Raw genomic sequence first — 19,268 nt, 5'->3', positions numbered from 1 at the left:
CCCTATAAGCAACAAAGAGTCCGAAGTGTAGCGCCTATAACGTCCGGCGGAACACTGCTAGATTGGCCGAATTTTGCCGACGGAACACTCCACCCATGCCCGCCCAACTCAAACGTCGCCTGACCGTCTTCCTGGTGGCCGTCGGCCTGATCGCCCTGGCCTTCTTCCTGCACTGGTGGTTCGTCGGCCGCCACGTGGAAAGCACCGACAACGCCTACGTCCAGGGCGAGATCACGCGGGTGGCCAGCCAGTTGGGCGCGCGGGTCGAGGAAGTCCTGGTGCGCGACAACCAGCACGTGGACAAGGGCCAGCTACTGGTACGCCTGGAAGACGCCGACTTCAAGCTCGCCGTCGAGCGCGCCCAGGCCGCGCTGGCGACCCGCGAGGCGGAACTGGCCCAGGCGCGCAGCAAGCTGGTGCAGCAGAGCAGCCTGATCGCCGCCAGCGCCGCCGACGTCAACGCCAGCCAGGCAACCCTCGGTCGCGCACAGATCGACCTGAACCGTGCCGAAGCCCTGCGCAAGCCCGGCTACGTTTCCGAGGAACGGGTCACTACCCTCACCGCCGACAACCATGTTGCCCGCTCGCAACTGGCCAAGGCCCGCGCCGACCTCGAGGCCCAACGCGTCCAGCGCGACACCCTGGGCGCCGAGATCAAGCGCCTGGAAGCGCAGATCGCCAGCGCCCGCACCGAACTGGCGCAAGCCGAGATCAACCTGTCACGCACCCTGATCCATTCGCCGATCAGCGGCCTGGTCGGCCAGCGCAGCGCGCGCAACGGCCAGTACGTGCAGGTGGGTACCCATTTGCTGTCGCTGGTGCCGGACGAGGACATCTGGGTCCAGGCCAACTTCAAGGAAACCCAGGTCGGCCGCATGCGCGACGGACAGAAGGCGCGCCTGACCTTCGACGCCTTCCCCGACACGCCTATCGACGGCCGCATCGACAGCCTGTTCGCCGCTTCCGGCGCGCAGTTCAGCCTGCTGCCACCGGACAACGCCACCGGAAACTTCACCAAGGTGGTGCAGCGCATCCCGGTGAAGATCGTGTTCGACGCCGACAACCCGCTGCATGGCCGCATCCGCCCCGGTATGTCCGTCGAAGCCGAGGTCGAGCTCCGTGACCGCTGAGGCGCTGGCCCGGCCGCTTGGCGAACCGACCCGGCGCGACTGGATCGCGGTGCTCAGCGCCATGCTCGGCGCATTCATGGCGGTGCTCGACATCCAGATCACCAACTCCTCGCTGAAGGACATCCAGGGCGCGCTGGCGGCGACCCTCGAGGAAGGCTCGTGGATTTCAACCTCCTACCTGGTGGCGGAGATCATCATGATCCCGATGACCGCCTGGCTGGTGCAACTGCTCTCGGCACGGCGCCTGGCGGTAATGATCTCGGTGGGCTTCCTGGTGTCCTCGCTGCTCTGCTCGTTCGCCTGGAACCTGGAAAGCATGATCGTGTTCCGCGCCATGCAGGGTTTCACCGGCGGCGCGCTGATTCCGCTGGCGTTCACCCTGGCCCTGGTCAAGTTGCCGGAACACCACCGCCCCAAGGGCATGGCGCTGTTCGCCATCACCGCCACCTTCGCGCCCTCCATCGGACCGACCCTGGGAGGGTGGCTGACGGAAAACTTCGGCTGGGAATACATCTTCTATATCAATGTGCCGCCGGGCCTGCTGATGATCGCCGGGCTGCTCTACGGCCTGGAGAAAAAGGCGCCGCACTGGGAGCTGCTGAAGAGTACCGACTACGCCGGCATCGTCACCCTCGGCATCGGCCTGGGCTGCCTGCAGGTATTCCTCGAGGAAGGTCACCGCAAGGATTGGCTGGAGTCGCAACTGATCGTCAGCCTCGGCAGCGTCGCCCTGTTCAGCCTGGTCCTGTTCGTCATCCTGCAGCTGTCGCGGCCGAACCCGCTGATCGACCTGGGCATCCTGCGCAACCGCAACTTCGGCCTCGCGAGTATTTCCAGCATCGGCCTGGGCATGGGCCTGTACGGCTCGATCTACGTACTGCCGCTGTACCTGGCGCAAATCCAGGGCTACAACGCCATGCAGATCGGCGAGGTGATCATGTGGATGGGCATTCCCCAGCTGTTCCTGATCCCGCTGGTTCCGAAGCTGATGAAGCTGGTCTCGCCACGCCTGCTCTGCGCCGCCGGCTTCGGCCTGTTCGGCCTTGCCAGCTTCTTCTCCGGGGTGCTCAACCCGGACTTCGCCGGACCGCAGTTCAACCAGATCCAGCTACTGCGCGCCCTCGGCCAGCCGATGATCATGGTGACCATTTCGCTGATCGCCACCGCCTTCCTGCAGCCACAGGACGCCGGCTCGGCCTCGAGCCTGTTCAACATCCTGCGCAACCTCGGCGGAGCCATCGGCATCGCCCTGCTCGCGACCCTGCTCGACAGTCGCGCCAAGGTGTACTTCGACTATCTGCGCGAAGCCCTGGTGCCGACCAACCCGCAGGTCGACGAACGCCTCGCGCAACTGGCCGCGCAACTGGGCAGCCAGCAGGCGGCGCTGGGCAAACTCAGCGAGATCACCCACCAGCAGGCGATGATCATGGCCTACAACGATGCTTTCCATGTCATCGGCATCGTTCTCGCCGTGAGCATGCTCGCGGTGCTGCTCACCCGCTCGCTGCCGTCCGGCAGCGGCGCCCGCGCCGACGCCGGGGCGCACTGAGGATCAGACGTTGACCAGGCGCTCGCGCAGCGTCTGGATCTCGTCGCGCAGTTGCGCCGCGGCTTCGAACTCCAGGTCGCGAGCCAACTGGTACATCTTTTCCTCCAGCTGGCGGATGCGCTTGCTGATCTCGCTCGGCGAACGCAGTTCGTTGTCGTAGCGCCCGCTCTCCTCCGCGACCTTGGCCACGCCCTTGCGCTTGCCGCGCGCGCCGGGCACCACCGCGCCCTCGAGGATGTCCTTGATGTCCTTGCGCACGCCCTTGGGCACGATGCCGTGGGCTTCGTTGAAGGCGATCTGCTTGGCCCGCCGCCGCTCGGTCTCGTCGATCGCGCGCTGCATCGAGCCGGTGACGTTGTCGGCGTAAAGAATCGCCTTGCCGTGCAGGTTGCGCGCGGCACGACCGATGGTCTGGATCAGCGAGCGCTCCGAGCGCAGGAAACCTTCCTTGTCCGCGTCGAGGATCGCCACCAGCGATACCTCCGGCATGTCCAGGCCCTCGCGCAGGAGGTTGATTCCCACCAGCACGTCGAAAGCGCCGGAGCGCAGGTCGCGGATGATCTCCACCCGCTCGACGGTATCGATGTCCGAGTGCAGGTAGCGGACCCGCACGTCGTGATCGCCGAGATAATCGGTGAGGTCTTCGGCCATGCGCTTGGTCAGGGTGGTCACCAGCACCCGCTCGTCCTTGGCCACGCGCTGGCGGATCTGCGACAGCAGGTCGTCGACCTGGGTCATCGCCGGGCGCACCTCGATCTCCGGATCGACCAGGCCGGTGGGTCGTACCACCTGTTCGATGACCCGCCCGGCGTGCTCCGCCTCGTAGGGCCCGGGGGTCGCGGAAACGAAGATGGTCTGCGGACTCACCGCCTCCCACTCTTCGAAGCGCAGCGGCCGGTTGTCCAAAGCCGAAGGCAGACGGAAACCGTATTCCACCAGGGTTTCCTTGCGCGAGCGGTCGCCCTTGAACATCGCGCCGACCTGCGGAACGCTGACGTGCGATTCGTCGATGACCAGCAGCGAGTTGGCCGGCAGGTAGTCATAGAGCGTTGGCGGCGGCTCGCCGGGGGCGCGCCCGGAAAGGTAGCGCGAGTAGTTCTCGATGCCGTTGCAGTAGCCCAGTTCGAGGATCATCTCCAGGTCGAAACGCGTGCGCTGCTCCAGGCGCTGCGCTTCCACCAGCTTGTTGTTGTTGCGCAGGTAGTCCAGGCGTTCCTTGAGTTCGGCCTTGATCTGGTCGACCGCCTCCAGCAGCGTCTCGCGCGGAGTCACGTAGTGGCTCTTGGGGTAGAAGGTGAAGCGCGGCAGCTTGCGGATCACCTCGCCGGTGAGCGGGTCGAAGGCCGAGAGACTTTCCACCTCGTCGTCGAACAGCTCGACACGGATCGCCTCGAGATCGGATTCGGCCGGGAAGATGTCGATCACGTCGCCACGCACACGGAAGGTCGCGCGGGCGAAGTCCATGTCGTTGCGGGTGTACTGCAGGCTGGTCAGGCGCCGTAGCAGCTCACGCTGGTCGATGCGGTCGCCGCGGTCCAGGTGCAGGACCATCTTCAGGTACGAGGCGGGGTCGCCGAGGCCGTAGATGGACGACACGGTGGCGACGATGATCGCATCCGGCCGCTCGAGCAGCGCCTTGGTCGCCGACAGGCGCATCTGCTCGATGTGGTCGTTGATCGACGAGTCCTTCTCGATATAGGTATCGGAGGATGGTACGTAGGCCTCCGGCTGGTAGTAGTCGTAGTAGGAAACGAAGTACTCCACCGAATTATGCGGAAAGAACGTCTTGAACTCCCCGTAGAGCTGGGCCGCCAGAGTCTTGTTCGGCGCCAGGACCAGGGTCGGGCGCTGCACCTGGGCGATCACGTTGGCGATGCTGAAGGTCTTGCCCGACCCCGTCACTCCGAGCAGGGTCTGGTGCGAAAGCCCCGCCTCCAACCCCTCGACCATCTGCCGGATGGCCTCCGGCTGGTCGCCGGCGGGCTTGAAGCGCGAGTCGAGTTGGAACGTATCCATTGGAAACCTCGCAGGACCTGTGACGCCGCAGAAAATCGGGCGTCAGAAATAGCTGAAAGCATGCACCTAAATGTCGCAGCATGCATCAAGGGGTGTCTATAATAACCCCCCGTTTGCGCAACCCTTTGCGCCCCCGCACAACGGGTTGCGTTGCCCTCCTCTCTTCACACTCCGAGCAGCCGCAAAATGAGTCTGTTTTCTGCCGTCGAAATGGCACCCCGTGACCCCATCCTTGGCCTGAACGAAGCGTTCAACGCCGATACCCGCCCGGGCAAGATCAACCTGGGCGTGGGCGTGTACTACAACGAGGAGGGGCGCATTCCGCTGTTGCGCGCCGTGCAGGCTGCAGAGAAGGCGCGTATCGAGGCCCACGCGCCGCGCGGCTACCTGCCGATCGAGGGCATCGCCGCCTATGACCAGGGCGTGCAGAAACTGCTGTTCGGCAACGACTCCGAGCTGCTCGCCGAAGGTCGCGTGGTCACCACCCAGGCCGTCGGCGGTACCGGCGCTCTCAAGCTCGGCGCCGATTTCCTCAAGCGCCTGCTGCCCGAAGCCACCGTGGCCATCAGCGACCCGAGCTGGGAAAACCACCGTGCGCTGTTCGAGGCCGCCGGCTTCCCCGTGGAGAACTACCGTTACTACGACGCCGCCAGCAACGGCGTGAATCGCGCCGGCCTGCTGGAAGACCTGAACGCCCTGCCGGCCCGCTCGATCGTGGTCCTGCACGCCTGCTGCCACAACCCGACCGGCGTAGATCTCGAACTGGACGACTGGAAGCAGGTGCTGGACGTGCTCAAGGCCAAGGGCCATGTGCCGTTCCTCGACATCGCCTATCAGGGCTTCGGCAACGGCATCGAGGAAGACGCCGCCGCTGTGCGCCTGTTCGCCCAGTCCGGCCTGAGCTTCTTCGTTTCCAGTTCGTTCTCCAAGTCCTTCTCGCTGTACGGCGAACGTGTCGGCGCCCTGTCGATCGTCACCGAAAGCCGCGACGAAGCGGCCCGCGTGCTGTCCCAGGTGAAGCGGGTGATCCGTACCAACTATTCGAACCCGCCGACCCACGGCGCCAGCGTGGTCTCCGCCGTGCTCAACAGTCCGGAACTGCGCGCCCTGTGGGAAGAGGAACTGGGCGAGATGCGCGACCGCATCCGCGACATGCGCCTGGCGATGGTCGAGCAACTGGCAGCCCAGGGCGCCAAGCGCGACTTCGGCTTCGTCGGTCGGCAGCGCGGCATGTTCTCCTATTCCGGCCTGACCGCCGAACAGGTCGAGCGCTTGAAGACCGAGTTCGGCATCTACGCCGTCAGCACCGGCCGCATCTGCGTCGCCGCGCTGAACAAATCGAACCTCGAGACCATCACCAAGGCCATCGTCCAGGTCCTGTAGGAAAAATGGGGAAGTCATCGGCAGAGGCTTGACTTCCCCTTTTTAATCAGTAACATACGCCTCGCTGTTCCGCGATAGCTCAGTCGGTAGAGCAAATGACTGTTAATCATTGGGTCCCTGGTTCGAGTCCAGGTCGCGGAGCCAAATTCAGAAGCCCTCGGCACATGCCGAGGGCTTTTTCGTTACAGGGAACGTATTTCTTTCCTCCTCGGACGCTTCACTCTATGGCGATCCGCTCCCGGTTCTTCTCCAGCAACGCCGGTCCCACGCCCTTCACTTCCAGCAACTGATCCAGCGAAACGAACGGACCATGAGCCGTTCGGTATTCGACGATCGCCTTGGCCTTGACCTCGCCGACGCCCTTCAACCCACGCACCAGCGTCGCCTCGTCGGCCGTATTGATATTGACCACCTCCGCTGTCGACGCCTCCGTCGGCATTGTCGCGACCACCGGAGGCTTGGCGGCGGCCGGCGCGGCGGAAGCCGAAAACGGCAGGCAGGCGAACAGGATGAGGAACAAGGCGGATTTGATTAGGTGCATGCTTGCACTCCTTCAGAGATGAATGACCATGCGGAGAGCTTCTAGCCCGTCCACGACGCCACCATATCTCTCAGAAAGGACCTTGCAGCGGCCTCCCCAGCAAAGCAGCCGATTCCGTGGAGTGCTCCGGAAACGTCGCACGGCGAAAACAAAAAAAGGCCGCTAGGCGGCCTTTTCCACGACTCGTCGATCAGGGTTCGCGCCGTCTCTGGCGATAGATCCAGTCGACGATTTCGCCGTCGGGCGTATAACCGCTGACGGTTTCCCGCAGCAGTTGGCGGACTCTCGAATAATCGTCCGTCCCAACGGCCGTCAGCAATTGCTCCAGCACCCCCTTGAACGCTTCCCAGGACAGATGCTCCTCGTTGGCGCGCATGATCATCGGGTGGTCGGTAGGGTTGACGTTATCGCCGATCAACAGTTCTTCGTAGAGCTTCTCGCCCGGACGCAAGCCACTGAACTCGATGGCGATGTCGCCATGCGGCGAGCGCTCGGAACGCACGCTCAGCCCGGACAGGTGAACCATTTTCTCGGCAAGCTCCAGAATCTTCACCGGTGGCCCCATGTCCAGCACGAACACATCCCCGCCCTGCCCCATCGAGCCGGCCTGGATGACCAGCTGGGCCGCCTCGGGAATGGTCATGAAGTAACGGGTGATGCTCGGGTGGGTGACCGTCACCGGTCCGCCACGCTTGATCTGCTCGCGGAACAGCGGGATGACCGAGCCCGACGAGCCGAGGACGTTGCCGAAGCGGACCATGGTGAAACGGGTCTTGTTGACCTGGTGCACACCCTTCTGGTCGCCGAAAAGGACCGGTGCCGACTCGTTGCTGAGCGCCTGCAGCACCATCTCCGCCAGGCGTTTGGTGCTACCCATCACATTGGTCGGTCGCACCGCCTTGTCGGTGGAGATCAGCACGAAGTGCTGCACGCCGACCTGCACCGCCGCCTGCACCGCATGCAGGGTGCCCATCACATTGTTGAGGACCCCCTCGGCAATGTTGTGCTCGACGATGGGTACATGCTTGTAGGCTGCGGCGTGATAGACGGTGTTGACCTTCCAGGTGCGCATCACGTCGACCAGGCGCTCTGGATTGCGCACCGAGCCGAGGATCGGCAACAGGTTCACCGAAAGCGACTCGCGCTTGACCCGACGCTCCAGTTCCTGATGGATGCTGTAAAGATTGTATTCGCTGTGCTCGAACAGGATCAGCACGCTGGGCGAGCAACTCAGGATCTGCCGGCAGAGTTCGGAACCGATCGAACCGCCCGCCCCGGTCACCATCACCACCTGGCCACGGATGCAACGCTCGAGCAGCTCCTTGCGCGGCGCCACGCTGTCGCGCCCGAGCAGATCGGCGATGTCCACCTCCTGCAGGTCGTCCACCTTGACCCGGCCGCTGGCCAGGTCCATGAAGCCGGGCATGCTGCGCACGTGGAGCGGGAACGGCTCCAGGGACTCGAGAATCTCTCGGCGCCGGGCCCGGGTGGCGGACGGAATGGCCAGGAGAACCTCCTGCGCGCCCGTCTCGTCGATCATCTGGCGGATATGCTTGGCGGTATAGACCCGCAGGCCGGCAATGACCCGGTTGGCGATCTGCTTGTCGTCATCGATGAACGCCACCGGACGCATCGCCCGACCGAGACGCAGTGCCGCAACCAACTGGTTGCCGGCCGCCCCCGCACCATAGATGGCCACCCTGGGCAGACCGTCCTGGCGATTGAGAAATGGTACCGACTGCACAGCAGAGTACCAGTCGCCCATGAAATACTGGCGCATGGCCAGACGCAAGCCGCCGATCAGCAGCATGCTCAACCACCAGTAGTTGAACACCAGGGAACGTGGCACCGGCGCCGGCGCGCCACGATACCAGTACACTACCAGCGACAGCACCAGAGCCGAGATGGTCACCGCCTTGGCGATGGCGATCAATGCATCGTTACCGAGATAGCGCATTACCGCGCGATACATGCCGAAGCGAATGAACAGTGGGATGGCGATGAGCGGAGCGGCAATGAAGAGCCAGGCATGCTCGCCGAAAATATCAATCATGTCGTCCGTGCCAAGACGCACGACAAATGCCAACCACAGCGATAACCACACCAACAGGATATCTGTTGCCACTTGAAGCAAACGCTTCCACCGACGAGGCATCGACAACAGTTTTACTCTAAAGCGATCTAGCATTCCATACTCCCTCAATAGCTATAGCTGAAGAGTTCTATCCAACCGACTCTAGCTTACCAGCCTTGAACTTCACAGCCAGGAAAACGAGGGGTGTATAAGCTATGGCGATGCCCAGAACAGGCTCGAGATGGCCACTTGCCACCCATAGCGCCAGGGGTAGAAGCCAAACCAAATTCAGTACGGTTACGCCGAGTGTAACAGGAGCATGCTTGCCGAAATGCCTGGAGGCATACTGATAGGCATGGCTCCGATGGGCCTCATACACCTTGTCGCCGCGCAACAAGCGTCGTGCCAGCGTATAGGTCGCATCCACGATGAAGACCCCCAGCAGAATCAGCCATGCCCAGAAGAACTCTGGCTCAACCCACATGGCCTGAATCGATAGCACTCCCAGAGTCAATCCCAGGAACCCACTACCAGCATCACCCATGAAGATCTTCGCGGGAGGAAAGTTCCAAAACAAGAAACCGAGAACAGCAAAAGCCAGCAACAGGGGGGGTAAAGAAAACGCTGCCTTGTCATTCATCCAATACACCAGCGCTCCTCCCACGCAGACAAAGATAGCTTCCAGACTTGCGAGGCCGTCTATACCATCCATGAAATTATAAAGATTGAGCAACCAGACGAGATAGAAAGCAAAAAGCACGACCCCAACCCAGCCCAAATCCCATTGATAACCCAGTAGCTTGAACGGCGGCACACCAGTCAGAAGGAAGAGTGAAACCAGTGCAGCCATGAAGTGCCCAAGCAGGCGCCAACGTGCAGCCACGTGACCATGGTCGTCAAGGAAACCAAGCAGAGCGACGCCGCCTCCTCCCAGCAGAAAAAGTAACGCCTGGCGCCACTCCAGAATGGAAAATAGGGGAAGAAAAAAAACCACTAGGAGAAAAGTCAGAACGATAGCCACCCCACCGCCTCTCGGAGTAGGCACGGTGTGAGAACTGCGGGCGTTAGGAATATCCATGACTTTTTTTGAGATGGCGTAAAACCTCAATACTCCTGTAAGTCCTGCCGATACCAAAACCACAGGAAATAAAATCCACCAGATCGACATTTCAGCGATATTCCAAGTAATATTCAGCGACCCGTTGCAGACCTTGGTCCACAGAAAGCGGCGGATTCCAATCCAACAACTGCTTATTCTTAGAGATGTCGACCTGCAAAGACCCGCAGAGCCTCTGACCTACAGACTTCTTCCCTAACAAGAGGGCTGCAGTCTTCAGCAACGATTCAGGGACTGGCAGCAGATTCGCTCTTTTTCCCATTGCTGCCGCCATTCTTCGCAAAAGACCAGTGGTAGACAGGTCCTCCCCATCACTTACAAGAAATACCTGATTAGCAGCAGCAGGATGACTCGCTACGGTAATCAGCATATCCATCAAGTTTGTCAGCGACACCAGACTGCGCCGATTTTTTATGGCTCCAAGGGGCAAAGGAATACCTTTGTCCAACCACTTCATCATATTGAGGAAATTGGCTTTCACTCCAGGGCCGTAGACCAGAACAGGACGAACAATGGCATATTCCATCCCTGCCTCTTCACACACCTGCCGCAGACCGATTTCAGCTTCGAGCTTGGAGATTCCATAGGGATCGGAAGGAGCTGGAACATCGTCGGGCTTGAATGGACTGTCCGCCGTCGTAGACTCGCCATTCACCTTGATGGAGCTGACAAAGACGAAACGTTTGACTCCCGCGGCCGCTGCCTGCCGCGCGAGATTCAGTGTTCCCTCGACATTCACCTTTCTGAACTCAGCTAAAGGATCGAGAGCATGGTCATTCATCACATGAACACGAGCAGCGCTATGAATGACGGTATCGACGCCTGCAAGAGCATCACTCCAAAGGGTGTCACCCTCGATATTCCCTACCGGAATAGCGACAGCGCCTTCTAGCACCTTTGAAGGAATCCGTCGGAAAGCCATGTTCAATGCATATCCCTGCCGAAGAAGTTCACCTGCCAATGCTTTACCCACGAATCCTGAAGCACCGGTCAATAAAACCTTGTTCATTTTTCATCCCTTCTCAAGCGTGCGTCAATGAAGAGTCCCTCCAGGCGACTCAAAAGTGTTCGCTTCGAAAAATTGCATTCATAGTATTCTCGCCCGGCTCTACCGAGTCCTTCTCGCTGCTCCCCCGTCAGAGCCGCGGCTCGACGAATGATGTCCACCAGAGCCTCCACGTCGCCGGAAGCGCATGCGTAGCCAGCACCAGCCTCGGAGATCACCCTGGATGCCTCTCCATCTATCATTGCGATCACCGGTTTGCCGGAAGCCAAGTAGGCTTGAACCTTCCCTGGAATGGTCTTTTCGAATACTTCATTAGTCTTCAGCGACACAAATAGAGCGTCCGCCAAGGCAAAGAGCGGCGGCATCTCCTCAAGAGGATGCCGGCCCAGCAGCAGCACATTATCCAACCCCCTGGCTGCAACCTCGGCCTTAAGCCATGCACTTGCGCGGCCATCACCAACGATCACCCAACGCATGGGAACATCCTGGCGGAGACGCTCCGCGGCATCCAGAATGGAGGGAAAATCCTGCGCCTCTCCAACATTTCCCGCAAACAGAAGGGTAAAAACGGAATCATCTCTTTCCAAGAGGGTGGAACTCGCCGATTCATTATTGGAGAAATCATCCTCGGCCCAACTCGGGAAATAGATAACCCTGTCTTCGGGTATGGTCTTGGTACAATACTTCGCCACATTATCCATGAAGGCTTTTGACTGCACCAATATATAGTCCGTTCTATTGTAGATCCAAGATACCACCCTGCCTACTATAGAAAGAGCTCGATCGCTCTTGAGGACCCCCACTGCCCTTAATGTCTCTGGCCAAAGGTCCAGTACCCAGACAAATACGGGTGCTCTTTTTAGACGCCCAATGACAATCGCAGGTATGGCTGCCATTATTGGTGAAACAGCGTAAACAAAGACCACATCAAATTTCTTTCTTCTTAGTCTGAACGCCCCAAAAAAAGAGGCACTCATGAAGAAAGACAAGTAGTTCAAGGCAAGCTGTATGCTACGCAGCCCGCGTGGAAGCATGGGAACCCTGATCACCGAAGCACCAAGATAGCGGGAATAGCTAGCCGGATTCTCTTTGAAATCGGAAAAGACCCGGCCCTCGGGATAGTTTGGGCACCCCGTCAAAATCGTAACTTCGTGCCCTCTCCCAACAAAGTCAGCGACCAAGTCGTTAATACGCATATTTTCTGGCCAAAAATACTGCGTAACAACTAAAACCTTGAGCTTCGTCTTATCCATAACGAGAATCTAGTACTTCTTCCAAACGGTGCGCATAACGTAGTCCCGATAGCTTACGAGAATCCGCACTACCTTCTCAGAAACGTTATCACAACTATAATCATGCACAAGATGAAGCAGCCGGCTAGCTCCACGAGACTGGCTCTCGAGAATCTCCAGCCCCTGCAGTACGCGCTCGCGACCGAGTCCGACCATCATCACCGCTGCTTCCTCCATGCCCTCCGGCCGCTCATGAGCCTGACGTATATTCAAGGCGGGGAAATTCAGGATCGAGGATTCTTCGTTGATCGTACCGCTGTCGGAAAGAACCGCCTTGGCCGACAATTGCAACTTATTGTAGTCCTTGAAACCCAACGGCTTGAGCAAGCGCACATTGGCATGAAACCTGACGCCCATTGCCTCTACACGCTTCATCGTTCTCGGATGCGTGGAAACAATTACGGGAAAGTCATACTTTTCCGAAATTTCATTCAGGGTCTCGACCAACGAAAGGAAGTTGCTTTCAGAGTCGATATTTTCTTCTCGATGCGCACTCACCACAAAGAATTTATTTTCCTCCAGGCCCAGCCGCGCCAGCACATCAGAGCTCTCAATACCATCCCTATAGTAGTTCAAAACCTCAAACATCGGACTACCGGTTTTGATAACCATATCGGGGGGCAAACCTTCCCGCAACAAGTAGTCCCGAGCGATGGTGCTATAAGTGAGATTGATATCTGCGGTGTGATCGACAATTCGTCGATTTATCTCTTCGGGAACGCGCATATCAAAGCACCGATTGCCCGCTTCCATATGGAAAGTTGGGATCTTTCGACGCTTGGCGGATAGCACCGCCATACAGCTATTCGTATCTCCCAATACCAGCAAGGCGTCTGGCTGCTCTACCGAAAGTACTCGATCGACGGCAATAATTACATTTCCAATGGTTTCCGCTCCGGATACACCAGCAGCGTTCAGGAAGTGATCCGGCCTTCGGATTCCTAGGTCTTGAAAGAATATCTCGTTGAGCTCATAGTCATAATTCTGCCCAGTATGGACGAGAACATGGTCACAATACTCGTCGAGCTTCGCCATTACACGAGAGAGGCGAATGATCTCGGGGCGCGTACCTACTACCGTGACAACCTTTAACTTCTTCATCAGAGCCTCGTTACAAATCACTTACTTCGCCAACCGGGCAAGCATAGGTATCCGGACGCTCACGATCAAATATTTCGTTCGCCCAGAGCATGACGATCATCTCTTCGGAACCAATATTCGTTATATCATGCGTCCAGCCTGGAACTGTCTCGACGACTTCAGCCTTCTCACCACGGGTGCATAATTCGTGAAATGCTCCAGTAGAAATATTCCTGAACTTGAAGCGGGCAGTCCCCTTGATCACCAGGAACTTCTCCGTTTTGGAATGATGATAGTGTCCACCACGAGTGACGCCAGGATGCGCAGTAAAGAATGAGAACTGCCCAGCATCGGGCGTTTTCAACATTTCAACAAAGGTTCCTCTTGCATCGCCATACATTGGCAGGTCGTAACTGAAGCGATTTACAGGGAGGAAACTCAAATAGGTGGAATACAAGGCCCGTACCAGACCTACTCCCACCTGTTCCGTAACGAGCGATTTTCGGCTATCACGGAAGGCATGTATCTGCTTGGCAAGATCACCCACGGTAATCTTGTATTGTGGCTCGACACTGACATCATGAGTAGCGGTTGGAGCGTCCAAGACAGCCAGAAATTTCTGGATTACATCATCAATATATACAAGTGTTACTTGAGCCGAAGAATCATTTACCTGAATAGGAAGATCCCTGGAAATATTATAGCAAAAAGTCGCCACCGCAGAGTTGTAATTAGGGCGCGACCACTTCCCAAACACGTTAGGTAAACGGAATATATATACAGGCGAGCCCGTTTCGGAGTTCAGTCTTCGAATGTATTCCTCTGCATCGCGCTTACTCAAGCCATAGCTATTCTGCAACTCCGCTTGTGTTGAAGAGGTATAAATTAGAGGAATGGAACGACCAGTTGCCCGAATGGCATCACACAGCGTCTTGGTCAGATCAGAATTTATAGATTTGAAGTCCTCTGGATTCTCGGGTCGATTGGCACCAGCCAAATGAAAAACAAAGTCAATCGAGCCAAGCATTTCTGGCAAGCTTTGGAGATTACTTTCACGCGTAAAGGTTACAACCTCGACATCCCCCCGCTCGGCCAGATGCGCGGTGAGATTCTTTCCTACGAAACCATTTGCGCCGGTTATCAAGACCCTCATGATCTACTCCTCGGGGTTTGCCTGCTCACCCCGTTGTATCGCACGAACAAAGTCAAGCTTCAATAACAGTTCCTGCATACCCTTGACATCCAGACGTTCGGTATTATGTGAATTATAGTCTTCCGTATGGGAAATCTTTTCTTCACCTTGCTCTACAAACTTGCTGTAATTCAAATCGCGCAGATCCGGCGGCACGCGATAATAGTCACCCATGTCTTCGGCGCAAGCCAGTTCCTCACGGCTCAAGAGAGCCTCATAGAGCTTCTCGCCATGCCGGGTGCCAATTACGTTGATCGGATAGTCTTGTTTACCGAGCAAGCTGGTCAGCGCCTTAGCCAATACCTCGATCGTAGCAGCTGGAGCTTTCTGTACGAACAGATCCCCATTATTGCCATGCTCAAACGCATATAACACCAGATCCACCGCATCAGAAAGCGTCATCATGAAGCGGGTCATGCTGGGATCCGTGATGGTCAGCGGCTTGCCAGAGCGCATCTGCTCAATGAACAGGGGAATCACCGATCCTCTCGAAGCCATCACGTTGCCGTAACGAGTGCCGCAAATGACAGTTGAGGTGGTTTCGAGGTTACGTGATTTAGCAACCATCACCTTTTCCATCATAGCTTTGGAGATTCCCATGGCATTGATGGGATAAACAGCCTTATCCGTGCTTAAACAAACAATACGGCGCACGTCATTCTGGATCGCTGCTTCAAGTAAATTTTCTGTCCCGATAACATTAGTCTTGACAGCCTCCATCGGGTGAAACTCACACGAAGGAACTTGTTTTAGCGCGGCAGCGTGGAATATATAATCAACCCCGCGCGTAGCGGTGAGCACGCTTTGATAGTCCCGCACATCGCCAACATAGAACTTCAATTTACTATTGGCATAATGCTTCCGCATATCATCCTGTTTTTTTTCGTCACGGCTAAATATACGGATCTCCGCAATATCTGTGTCGAGAAAACGTTTAAGCACAGCATTACCGAAAGAACCCGTACCACCTGAAATAAGAAGTCTTTTTCCGCTAAACATAATGAGCCCTGAGTTGAATGCAGGCCGCCCTTTTTATCGGGAATTCAGTACCGAAAATATTACATCGTTTTTTTGCTGGAAACTGGGATAGTTAATCAGGACGGCTCGATAGCTGCCTTTAAACACAAAAAGACTGCCAGCCGCAGCACCAACCACTCCACAGGCTGCAATCAAGCTCCCCATATCCTTCAGCGAACCGGCGCCACCAAGTATTGTAACAGGTACATTCACTGCTTCCCGTAAACGGACGGCAAGCGCTATCTCGTAACCACACATCCGTCCATCGTTGTCAATTGAGTTGAGCACGATCTCACCGGCACCTGCATCCTCCATCTGCTTCGCCACGTCAATGACATTGCGTTTGGTATTATGTGTCCCGTTGTGTGTCCAAACATCATGCTGTTTGCTCAATAGTCGCTGCTTATGGTCTAGAACAACGACTACACTTTGCCGACCTATTTCTTCAGCAACTTCAGATATTAAGTTTACGTCCTCAATTGCAGCAGCACTGATTGCTACTTTTTCGACACCTAGGGAAATAATTAAACGCGCTTGCTCTGGTTTACGAATACCTCCACCATAGCACAACGGCATACGGCACTCGGCAGCAAGGTTAGCAATCTTCTTATAATCAGGTTCTCTACCCTGCGAGGTAGCATCGATGTCAAGGATAATCAGCTCATCCGCTTCTTTCTCATTGAAAATCTTGACCGCATTAATCGGATCACCGATATACCGTGGATCCTTAAAACGTACGGTTTTGACAAGTCCGCCATCTTGCATGAGCAGGCAAGGAATTATTCTAGGCTTTAGCATTTCAGAGTTCCGCGAAATTCTTTAGGAGCTTGACCCCAAAGTGGTGGCTTTTCTCGGGATGAAACTGGACACCGAAAATATTGTCCCTTGAGACTGCACTATTGAAGTCATGCCCGTAGAAAGTTCCCGCAGCGGCATGTTCGAGATACAAGCTTTCAAAGTAAAAAGAATGCAAAAAATAGAAGCGCGCCCCCTGTTCCAAGCCATTAAACAGAGGATTGTTACCAACCGATACTACGTCATTCCACCCCATATGTGGCATTGCAATATTTTGCAGCCCAGTTACGGAGCGAAAAGAACGAACGTGGCCAGGAATCCAACCCAAGCCTGGTAACTTACCCTCATCACTTCTGTCAGCCAGCATCTGCATACCCACACAAATACCAAGAACGGGTATACCTTTATCTTTCACCAAAAACTCAACAGCTTCACGCATTCCAGACTCAGTAAATCGCAGCATGGCATGATCGAATGAACCCACCCCGGGAAGGACTAGTTTTTCTACGTTCTTCAGATCAGAATTTACACGAGCCACCTGCACAGGTATATGCAGACGTTTGTAGACATTGACAAATGCCTGTATATTACCGATCCCATAGTCAATAATAGTGATCATCTGAATAACCTACGTTCCAAACCCAGAGTATTCATAATTCGAGCACCCAGCCCTATCATGAAATGCTTATTCTTATAATCATGAAATGTCTTGTTCTCTCCATCAAAAATAAACTGAAGATCCTCGATGGAAAGATCTAGCTTATTTGCCACGTATTCAAACTCAGAGTGTAGAAAGTTCTCATCCATTTCTGGTTTCGAAATACGTTCAAGTGCCTCTTCGCGCGTCATTTGGCCAGTCATGATCAAACTAGAGAAGTGCGCCCTTCTTTTTTCATAACCAAACTTTCGGGGCAACCAGTAGTCTTCATAGAAACGAGTAAAACGTGACTCATGATGCTTATGTTGAAATGACTGCCAACCGTATAAGCGCTGAAGGGTTTCCTCTGCATCTTTCTTAACGTAAGGGAGCAGGTTTAAAGGCCTTATCACCTGCATCCCCAGAACATATCGATAATAGATTTTGTACGCAAGTATATCTACTATAGGGAAGGTCTTCAGCGTACGAGTCCCAAACCGTTTATGTATGTCCTTAAATAAACGCTTATCGATCCCTGGATACCCCCCCCACTCCTCCGGCTCACGACAGCATTCAGTAGAAAAATTTCCGCCAGTCAAAACATATTTGATTTTATGAGCACGAGCAAACTTATAGAGTGCTGAAAAGAACGCAGCATCTTGAGGCAGGTCTTGATCTGAAATCTGAGATTTCAAGAAAGCGACTTGGAGGTCCTTCATTTCCTCCCAATTAATCACCTCTGTATATAAATCTAGCCCCAGCCCATCTACAAGTTTCTCAATATTGCCGACAGCTTGATCCGTATTCCATCCAGCATCGACATGAAACAATAAAGGGCGTAACCCCATTTTTTCCTTCGCCACATAACTGACGTAGGAGCTATCAAGACCGCCACTCAAACCAATAATGCAGTCAAAGTCACGCCCTTTCCCATCTCGTTTGATCACCTCGGCCAAACGCTTGAGCTCAGCTTCGCCATGCTTATCAGTGTGCCAATTTGGCTTGATTGCCTCGTCAAAATTTTGACAGTACTCACAGACACCTTGCTGATCAAAATGAATATGGGGGTCGGACGTATCCATGATGCAGCGCGTGCAAATCTTGTAGCTGTGGTTGCTCATTTTTTCCTCAAAAACTCCTGGCCCTGTCGGTCAACCTTCCTTTCGCAGCCTAGCGCCTCCAATAGCCGCGAGGCCGAATCACATACTTCCCCCACCGAAGAGGGTTGAATGTTTAGAGGATGAATGATACCAGGAATCCCCATCGACTCGTACTCCTCCACCAGAGTGGACGGATAGGAAATCAACATATCTACCTTCGGGAAAAGCGCCTTATCGCGGATGACAACCCATTCTTCCTTGAAAACCTTCGAAGAACATGGATTAACCGGATGAGGCTTGTAATAGAAGCCGACAACAAACTCATCTGTGAGCCCCCGAAAAATATCAACATGTGCACTTTCACACAAAGGATGCCCTACAAATAAAATATTCACAGGTCTGGTATGCTTGAAGTGCGTCAAGTTTAGCCGAGGTTTATATATAACTACGCTTTCATCCCTGAGCGCACAAAGCTTTGAAAAGATATATCTACGAAAGATAAATCTTGAAGCATCATCAAATACGTATAGCTTTACAACATTCCGTAGGCGAACAGGCAAACTTATTGGAAAGTCCGTTTCCTCAACAGAGTTACATTCGCCCAGAGAAGCCAATGAACCATGTTGTAGCATAATAATGCCATTATCCGAATTAGTTACCGATTTATTTCGCCTCTTCGCTGAAACCACAGCATCAACAAGAACAGCCCAGCGATCGAAGTGCTCTCCAATTAGAAAATAGCTTGCCGGCAATTTATCTAAAGCAAAACGTACACAAAACCAACGGAATGCAGTATATCCCTGAAGCTCCCAATTTCTTGTCTTTCGTAAAATAGTTAACTTACGCACCGCCATACAAGACAATATGAAAGCTCGACGCAAGTCATCCTTATCAAGAAACTCAAAAAGGCTTATCGCTCTATCCTCTCCCAACTCAAAACTAATCCAAGGAACGGTCAGCCAACAGAAACTCTTCCCCTTTATGCTTGAAGATGCTAGATCTGCTACCCTATAAGAAAACGCTAATCCGAAAACATCAAAATTCAAAGATGGGAAGGCTCCATTTTTTCTAACTTTACCACGCAGGCGCAGCCATTCAAGATAAAAGAAAAAATAAGCCGCTCCATAGCGCCAAAAGTAACGCAACAAGTAGAAAAAGAATACTCCTACTTTACCAAATCCTAGACCTTTGCTTGGGCGGGGAAGATAGCCAAGTTCGCGCGGTTGTAAACCACTTAACTTATAAAGATGTACATCTATATTAATTTCATTTCTCGTCGCCAAGATGTATTCAATCAAAATTCTTCGCAGATTATTATTCACAATAACCTCAAAATTAA

16 protein-coding genes and 1 tRNA gene are annotated in these 19,268 nt (G+C 55.1%); 4 read left to right on the top strand and 13 right to left on the bottom strand.

What is annotated here, in order from left to right; genetic code table 11:
* Positions 1 to 95 precede the first annotated feature (95 nt).
* Together PSPA7_RS09525 and PSPA7_RS09520 are read left to right on the top strand one after the other, a co-directional pair.
* Positions 96 to 1,130: an HlyD family secretion protein gene (locus tag PSPA7_RS09525; protein WP_012075042.1), complete on the top strand. Its 1,035-nt coding sequence runs from the start codon at positions 96 to 98 to the stop codon at positions 1,128 to 1,130.
* Positions 1,120 to 2,679: an MDR family MFS transporter gene (locus PSPA7_RS09520; protein WP_012075041.1), complete on the top strand. Its 1,560-nt coding sequence runs from the start codon at positions 1,120 to 1,122 to the stop codon at positions 2,677 to 2,679. The genes PSPA7_RS09525 and PSPA7_RS09520 overlap by 11 nt, the downstream gene beginning before the upstream one ends.
* A gap of 3 nt (positions 2,680 to 2,682) precedes the next feature.
* On the opposite strand, the gene uvrB is transcribed toward PSPA7_RS09520, so the two are convergent.
* The gene (gene uvrB, locus PSPA7_RS09515) at positions 2,683 to 4,695 is read right to left on the bottom strand and encodes an excinuclease ABC subunit UvrB (protein WP_003150902.1); all 2,013 of its coding nucleotides are present in this window, start codon (positions 4,693 to 4,695) and stop codon (positions 2,683 to 2,685) included.
* Between the two features lie 186 nt (positions 4,696 to 4,881).
* Here uvrB and PSPA7_RS09510 point away from each other — a divergent pair, with 186 nt between their 5' ends.
* Both PSPA7_RS09510 and PSPA7_RS09505 read left to right on the top strand, forming a co-directional pair.
* Positions 4,882 to 6,078, top strand: coding sequence for an amino acid aminotransferase (locus PSPA7_RS09510; RefSeq protein WP_012075040.1), 1,197 nt, complete (start codon positions 4,882 to 4,884; stop codon positions 6,076 to 6,078).
* 68 nt (positions 6,079 to 6,146) lie between these two features.
* A tRNA-Asn gene (locus PSPA7_RS09505) sits at positions 6,147 to 6,222 on the top strand.
* 73 nt (positions 6,223 to 6,295) lie between these two features.
* Here the strand turns inward: PSPA7_RS09505 and PSPA7_RS09500 are convergent.
* The 12 genes from PSPA7_RS09500 to PSPA7_RS31975 all read right to left on the bottom strand — a co-directional run bounded on the left by PSPA7_RS09500 (position 6,296) and on the right by PSPA7_RS31975 (position 19,251).
* Positions 6,296 to 6,619: a ComEA family DNA-binding protein gene (locus PSPA7_RS09500; protein WP_012075039.1), complete on the bottom strand. Its 324-nt coding sequence runs from the start codon at positions 6,617 to 6,619 to the stop codon at positions 6,296 to 6,298.
* A gap of 190 nt (positions 6,620 to 6,809) precedes the next feature.
* Positions 6,810 to 8,807 carry a polysaccharide biosynthesis protein gene (locus PSPA7_RS09495; RefSeq protein ID WP_025297832.1) on the bottom strand — a complete coding sequence of 666 codons (1,998 nt, stop codon included), beginning with the start codon at positions 8,805 to 8,807 and terminating at the stop codon, positions 6,810 to 6,812.
* A gap of 34 nt (positions 8,808 to 8,841) precedes the next feature.
* Positions 8,842 to 9,861, bottom strand: coding sequence for an MraY family glycosyltransferase (locus tag PSPA7_RS09490; protein WP_003150897.1), 1,020 nt, complete (start codon positions 9,859 to 9,861; stop codon positions 8,842 to 8,844).
* Between the two features lies 1 nt (position 9,862).
* Positions 9,863 to 10,819, bottom strand: a complete 957-nt coding sequence (locus PSPA7_RS09485) for a UDP-glucose 4-epimerase family protein (RefSeq protein WP_012075037.1) — start codon at positions 10,817 to 10,819, stop codon at positions 9,863 to 9,865.
* Positions 10,816 to 12,069, bottom strand: a complete 1,254-nt coding sequence (locus PSPA7_RS09480) for a glycosyltransferase family 4 protein (RefSeq protein WP_012075036.1) — start codon at positions 12,067 to 12,069, stop codon at positions 10,816 to 10,818. The genes PSPA7_RS09485 and PSPA7_RS09480 overlap by 4 nt, the downstream gene beginning before the upstream one ends.
* Positions 12,070 to 12,078: 9 nt before the next feature.
* Positions 12,079 to 13,209, bottom strand: a complete 1,131-nt coding sequence (gene wecB / locus PSPA7_RS09475; RefSeq protein WP_025297833.1) for a non-hydrolyzing UDP-N-acetylglucosamine 2-epimerase — start codon at positions 13,207 to 13,209, stop codon at positions 12,079 to 12,081.
* A 10-nt stretch (positions 13,210 to 13,219) separates the two neighbouring features.
* Entirely contained in the window at positions 13,220 to 14,341 is a 1,122-nt protein-coding gene (gene wbjC / locus PSPA7_RS30890; RefSeq protein WP_012075034.1) for a UDP-2-acetamido-2,6-beta-L-arabino-hexul-4-ose reductase, read from the bottom strand.
* Between the two features lie 3 nt (positions 14,342 to 14,344).
* Positions 14,345 to 15,379 carry a polysaccharide biosynthesis protein gene (locus tag PSPA7_RS09470; RefSeq protein WP_003150889.1) on the bottom strand — a complete coding sequence of 345 codons (1,035 nt, stop codon included), beginning with the start codon at positions 15,377 to 15,379 and terminating at the stop codon, positions 14,345 to 14,347.
* A gap of 33 nt (positions 15,380 to 15,412) precedes the next feature.
* Positions 15,413 to 16,195, bottom strand: a complete 783-nt coding sequence (locus tag PSPA7_RS09465; RefSeq protein WP_012075033.1) for an AglZ/HisF2 family acetamidino modification protein — start codon at positions 16,193 to 16,195, stop codon at positions 15,413 to 15,415.
* 1 nt (position 16,196) lies between these two features.
* Positions 16,197 to 16,811 carry an imidazole glycerol phosphate synthase subunit HisH gene (gene hisH, locus PSPA7_RS30885; protein WP_003150886.1) on the bottom strand — a complete coding sequence of 205 codons (615 nt, stop codon included), beginning with the start codon at positions 16,809 to 16,811 and terminating at the stop codon, positions 16,197 to 16,199.
* The gene (locus PSPA7_RS09460; protein WP_012075032.1) at positions 16,808 to 17,950 is read right to left on the bottom strand and encodes an N-acetyl sugar amidotransferase; all 1,143 of its coding nucleotides are present in this window, start codon (positions 17,948 to 17,950) and stop codon (positions 16,808 to 16,810) included. Before PSPA7_RS09460 ends, hisH begins: the two co-directional genes overlap by 4 nt.
* Entirely contained in the window at positions 17,947 to 19,251 is a 1,305-nt protein-coding gene (locus tag PSPA7_RS31975; RefSeq protein ID WP_012075031.1) for a hypothetical protein, read from the bottom strand. The genes PSPA7_RS09460 and PSPA7_RS31975 overlap by 4 nt, the downstream gene beginning before the upstream one ends.
* Positions 19,252 to 19,268 lie beyond the last annotated feature (17 nt).

It is taken from the genome of Pseudomonas paraeruginosa PA7 (assembly GCF_000017205.1).
GTDB lineage: Bacteria > Pseudomonadota > Gammaproteobacteria > Pseudomonadales > Pseudomonadaceae > Pseudomonas > Pseudomonas paraeruginosa.
Note: the sequence above shows the minus strand (reverse complement) of the source record. Positions and strands in the feature narration are given on the sequence as shown.

Excerpts from the sequence above, each read along its gene's own strand:
- PSPA7_RS09525 (WP_012075042.1), top strand. The coding sequence starts at position 96 with ATGCCCGCCCAACTCAAACGTCGCCTGACCGTCTTCCTGGTGGCCGTC.
- uvrB (WP_003150902.1), bottom strand. The coding sequence starts at position 4,695 with ATGGATACGTTCCAACTCGACTCGCGCTTCAAGCCCGCCGGCGACCAG.
- PSPA7_RS09510 (WP_012075040.1), top strand. The coding sequence starts at position 4,882 with ATGAGTCTGTTTTCTGCCGTCGAAATGGCACCCCGTGACCCCATCCTT.
- PSPA7_RS09500 (WP_012075039.1), bottom strand. The coding sequence starts at position 6,619 with ATGCACCTAATCAAATCCGCCTTGTTCCTCATCCTGTTCGCCTGCCTG.
- PSPA7_RS09495 (WP_025297832.1), bottom strand. The coding sequence starts at position 8,807 with ATGCTAGATCGCTTTAGAGTAAAACTGTTGTCGATGCCTCGTCGGTGG.
- PSPA7_RS09490 (WP_003150897.1), bottom strand. The coding sequence starts at position 9,861 with ATGTCGATCTGGTGGATTTTATTTCCTGTGGTTTTGGTATCGGCAGGA.
- PSPA7_RS09485 (WP_012075037.1), bottom strand. The coding sequence starts at position 10,819 with ATGAACAAGGTTTTATTGACCGGTGCTTCAGGATTCGTGGGTAAAGCA.
- PSPA7_RS09480 (WP_012075036.1), bottom strand. The coding sequence starts at position 12,069 with ATGGATAAGACGAAGCTCAAGGTTTTAGTTGTTACGCAGTATTTTTGG.
- wecB (WP_025297833.1), bottom strand. The coding sequence starts at position 13,209 with ATGAAGAAGTTAAAGGTTGTCACGGTAGTAGGTACGCGCCCCGAGATC.
- wbjC (WP_012075034.1), bottom strand. The coding sequence starts at position 14,341 with ATGAGGGTCTTGATAACCGGCGCAAATGGTTTCGTAGGAAAGAATCTC.
- PSPA7_RS09470 (WP_003150889.1), bottom strand. The coding sequence starts at position 15,379 with ATGTTTAGCGGAAAAAGACTTCTTATTTCAGGTGGTACGGGTTCTTTC.
- PSPA7_RS09465 (WP_012075033.1), bottom strand. The coding sequence starts at position 16,195 with ATGCTAAAGCCTAGAATAATTCCTTGCCTGCTCATGCAAGATGGCGGA.
- hisH (WP_003150886.1), bottom strand. The coding sequence starts at position 16,811 with ATGATCACTATTATTGACTATGGGATCGGTAATATACAGGCATTTGTC.
- PSPA7_RS09460 (WP_012075032.1), bottom strand. The coding sequence starts at position 17,950 with ATGAGCAACCACAGCTACAAGATTTGCACGCGCTGCATCATGGATACG.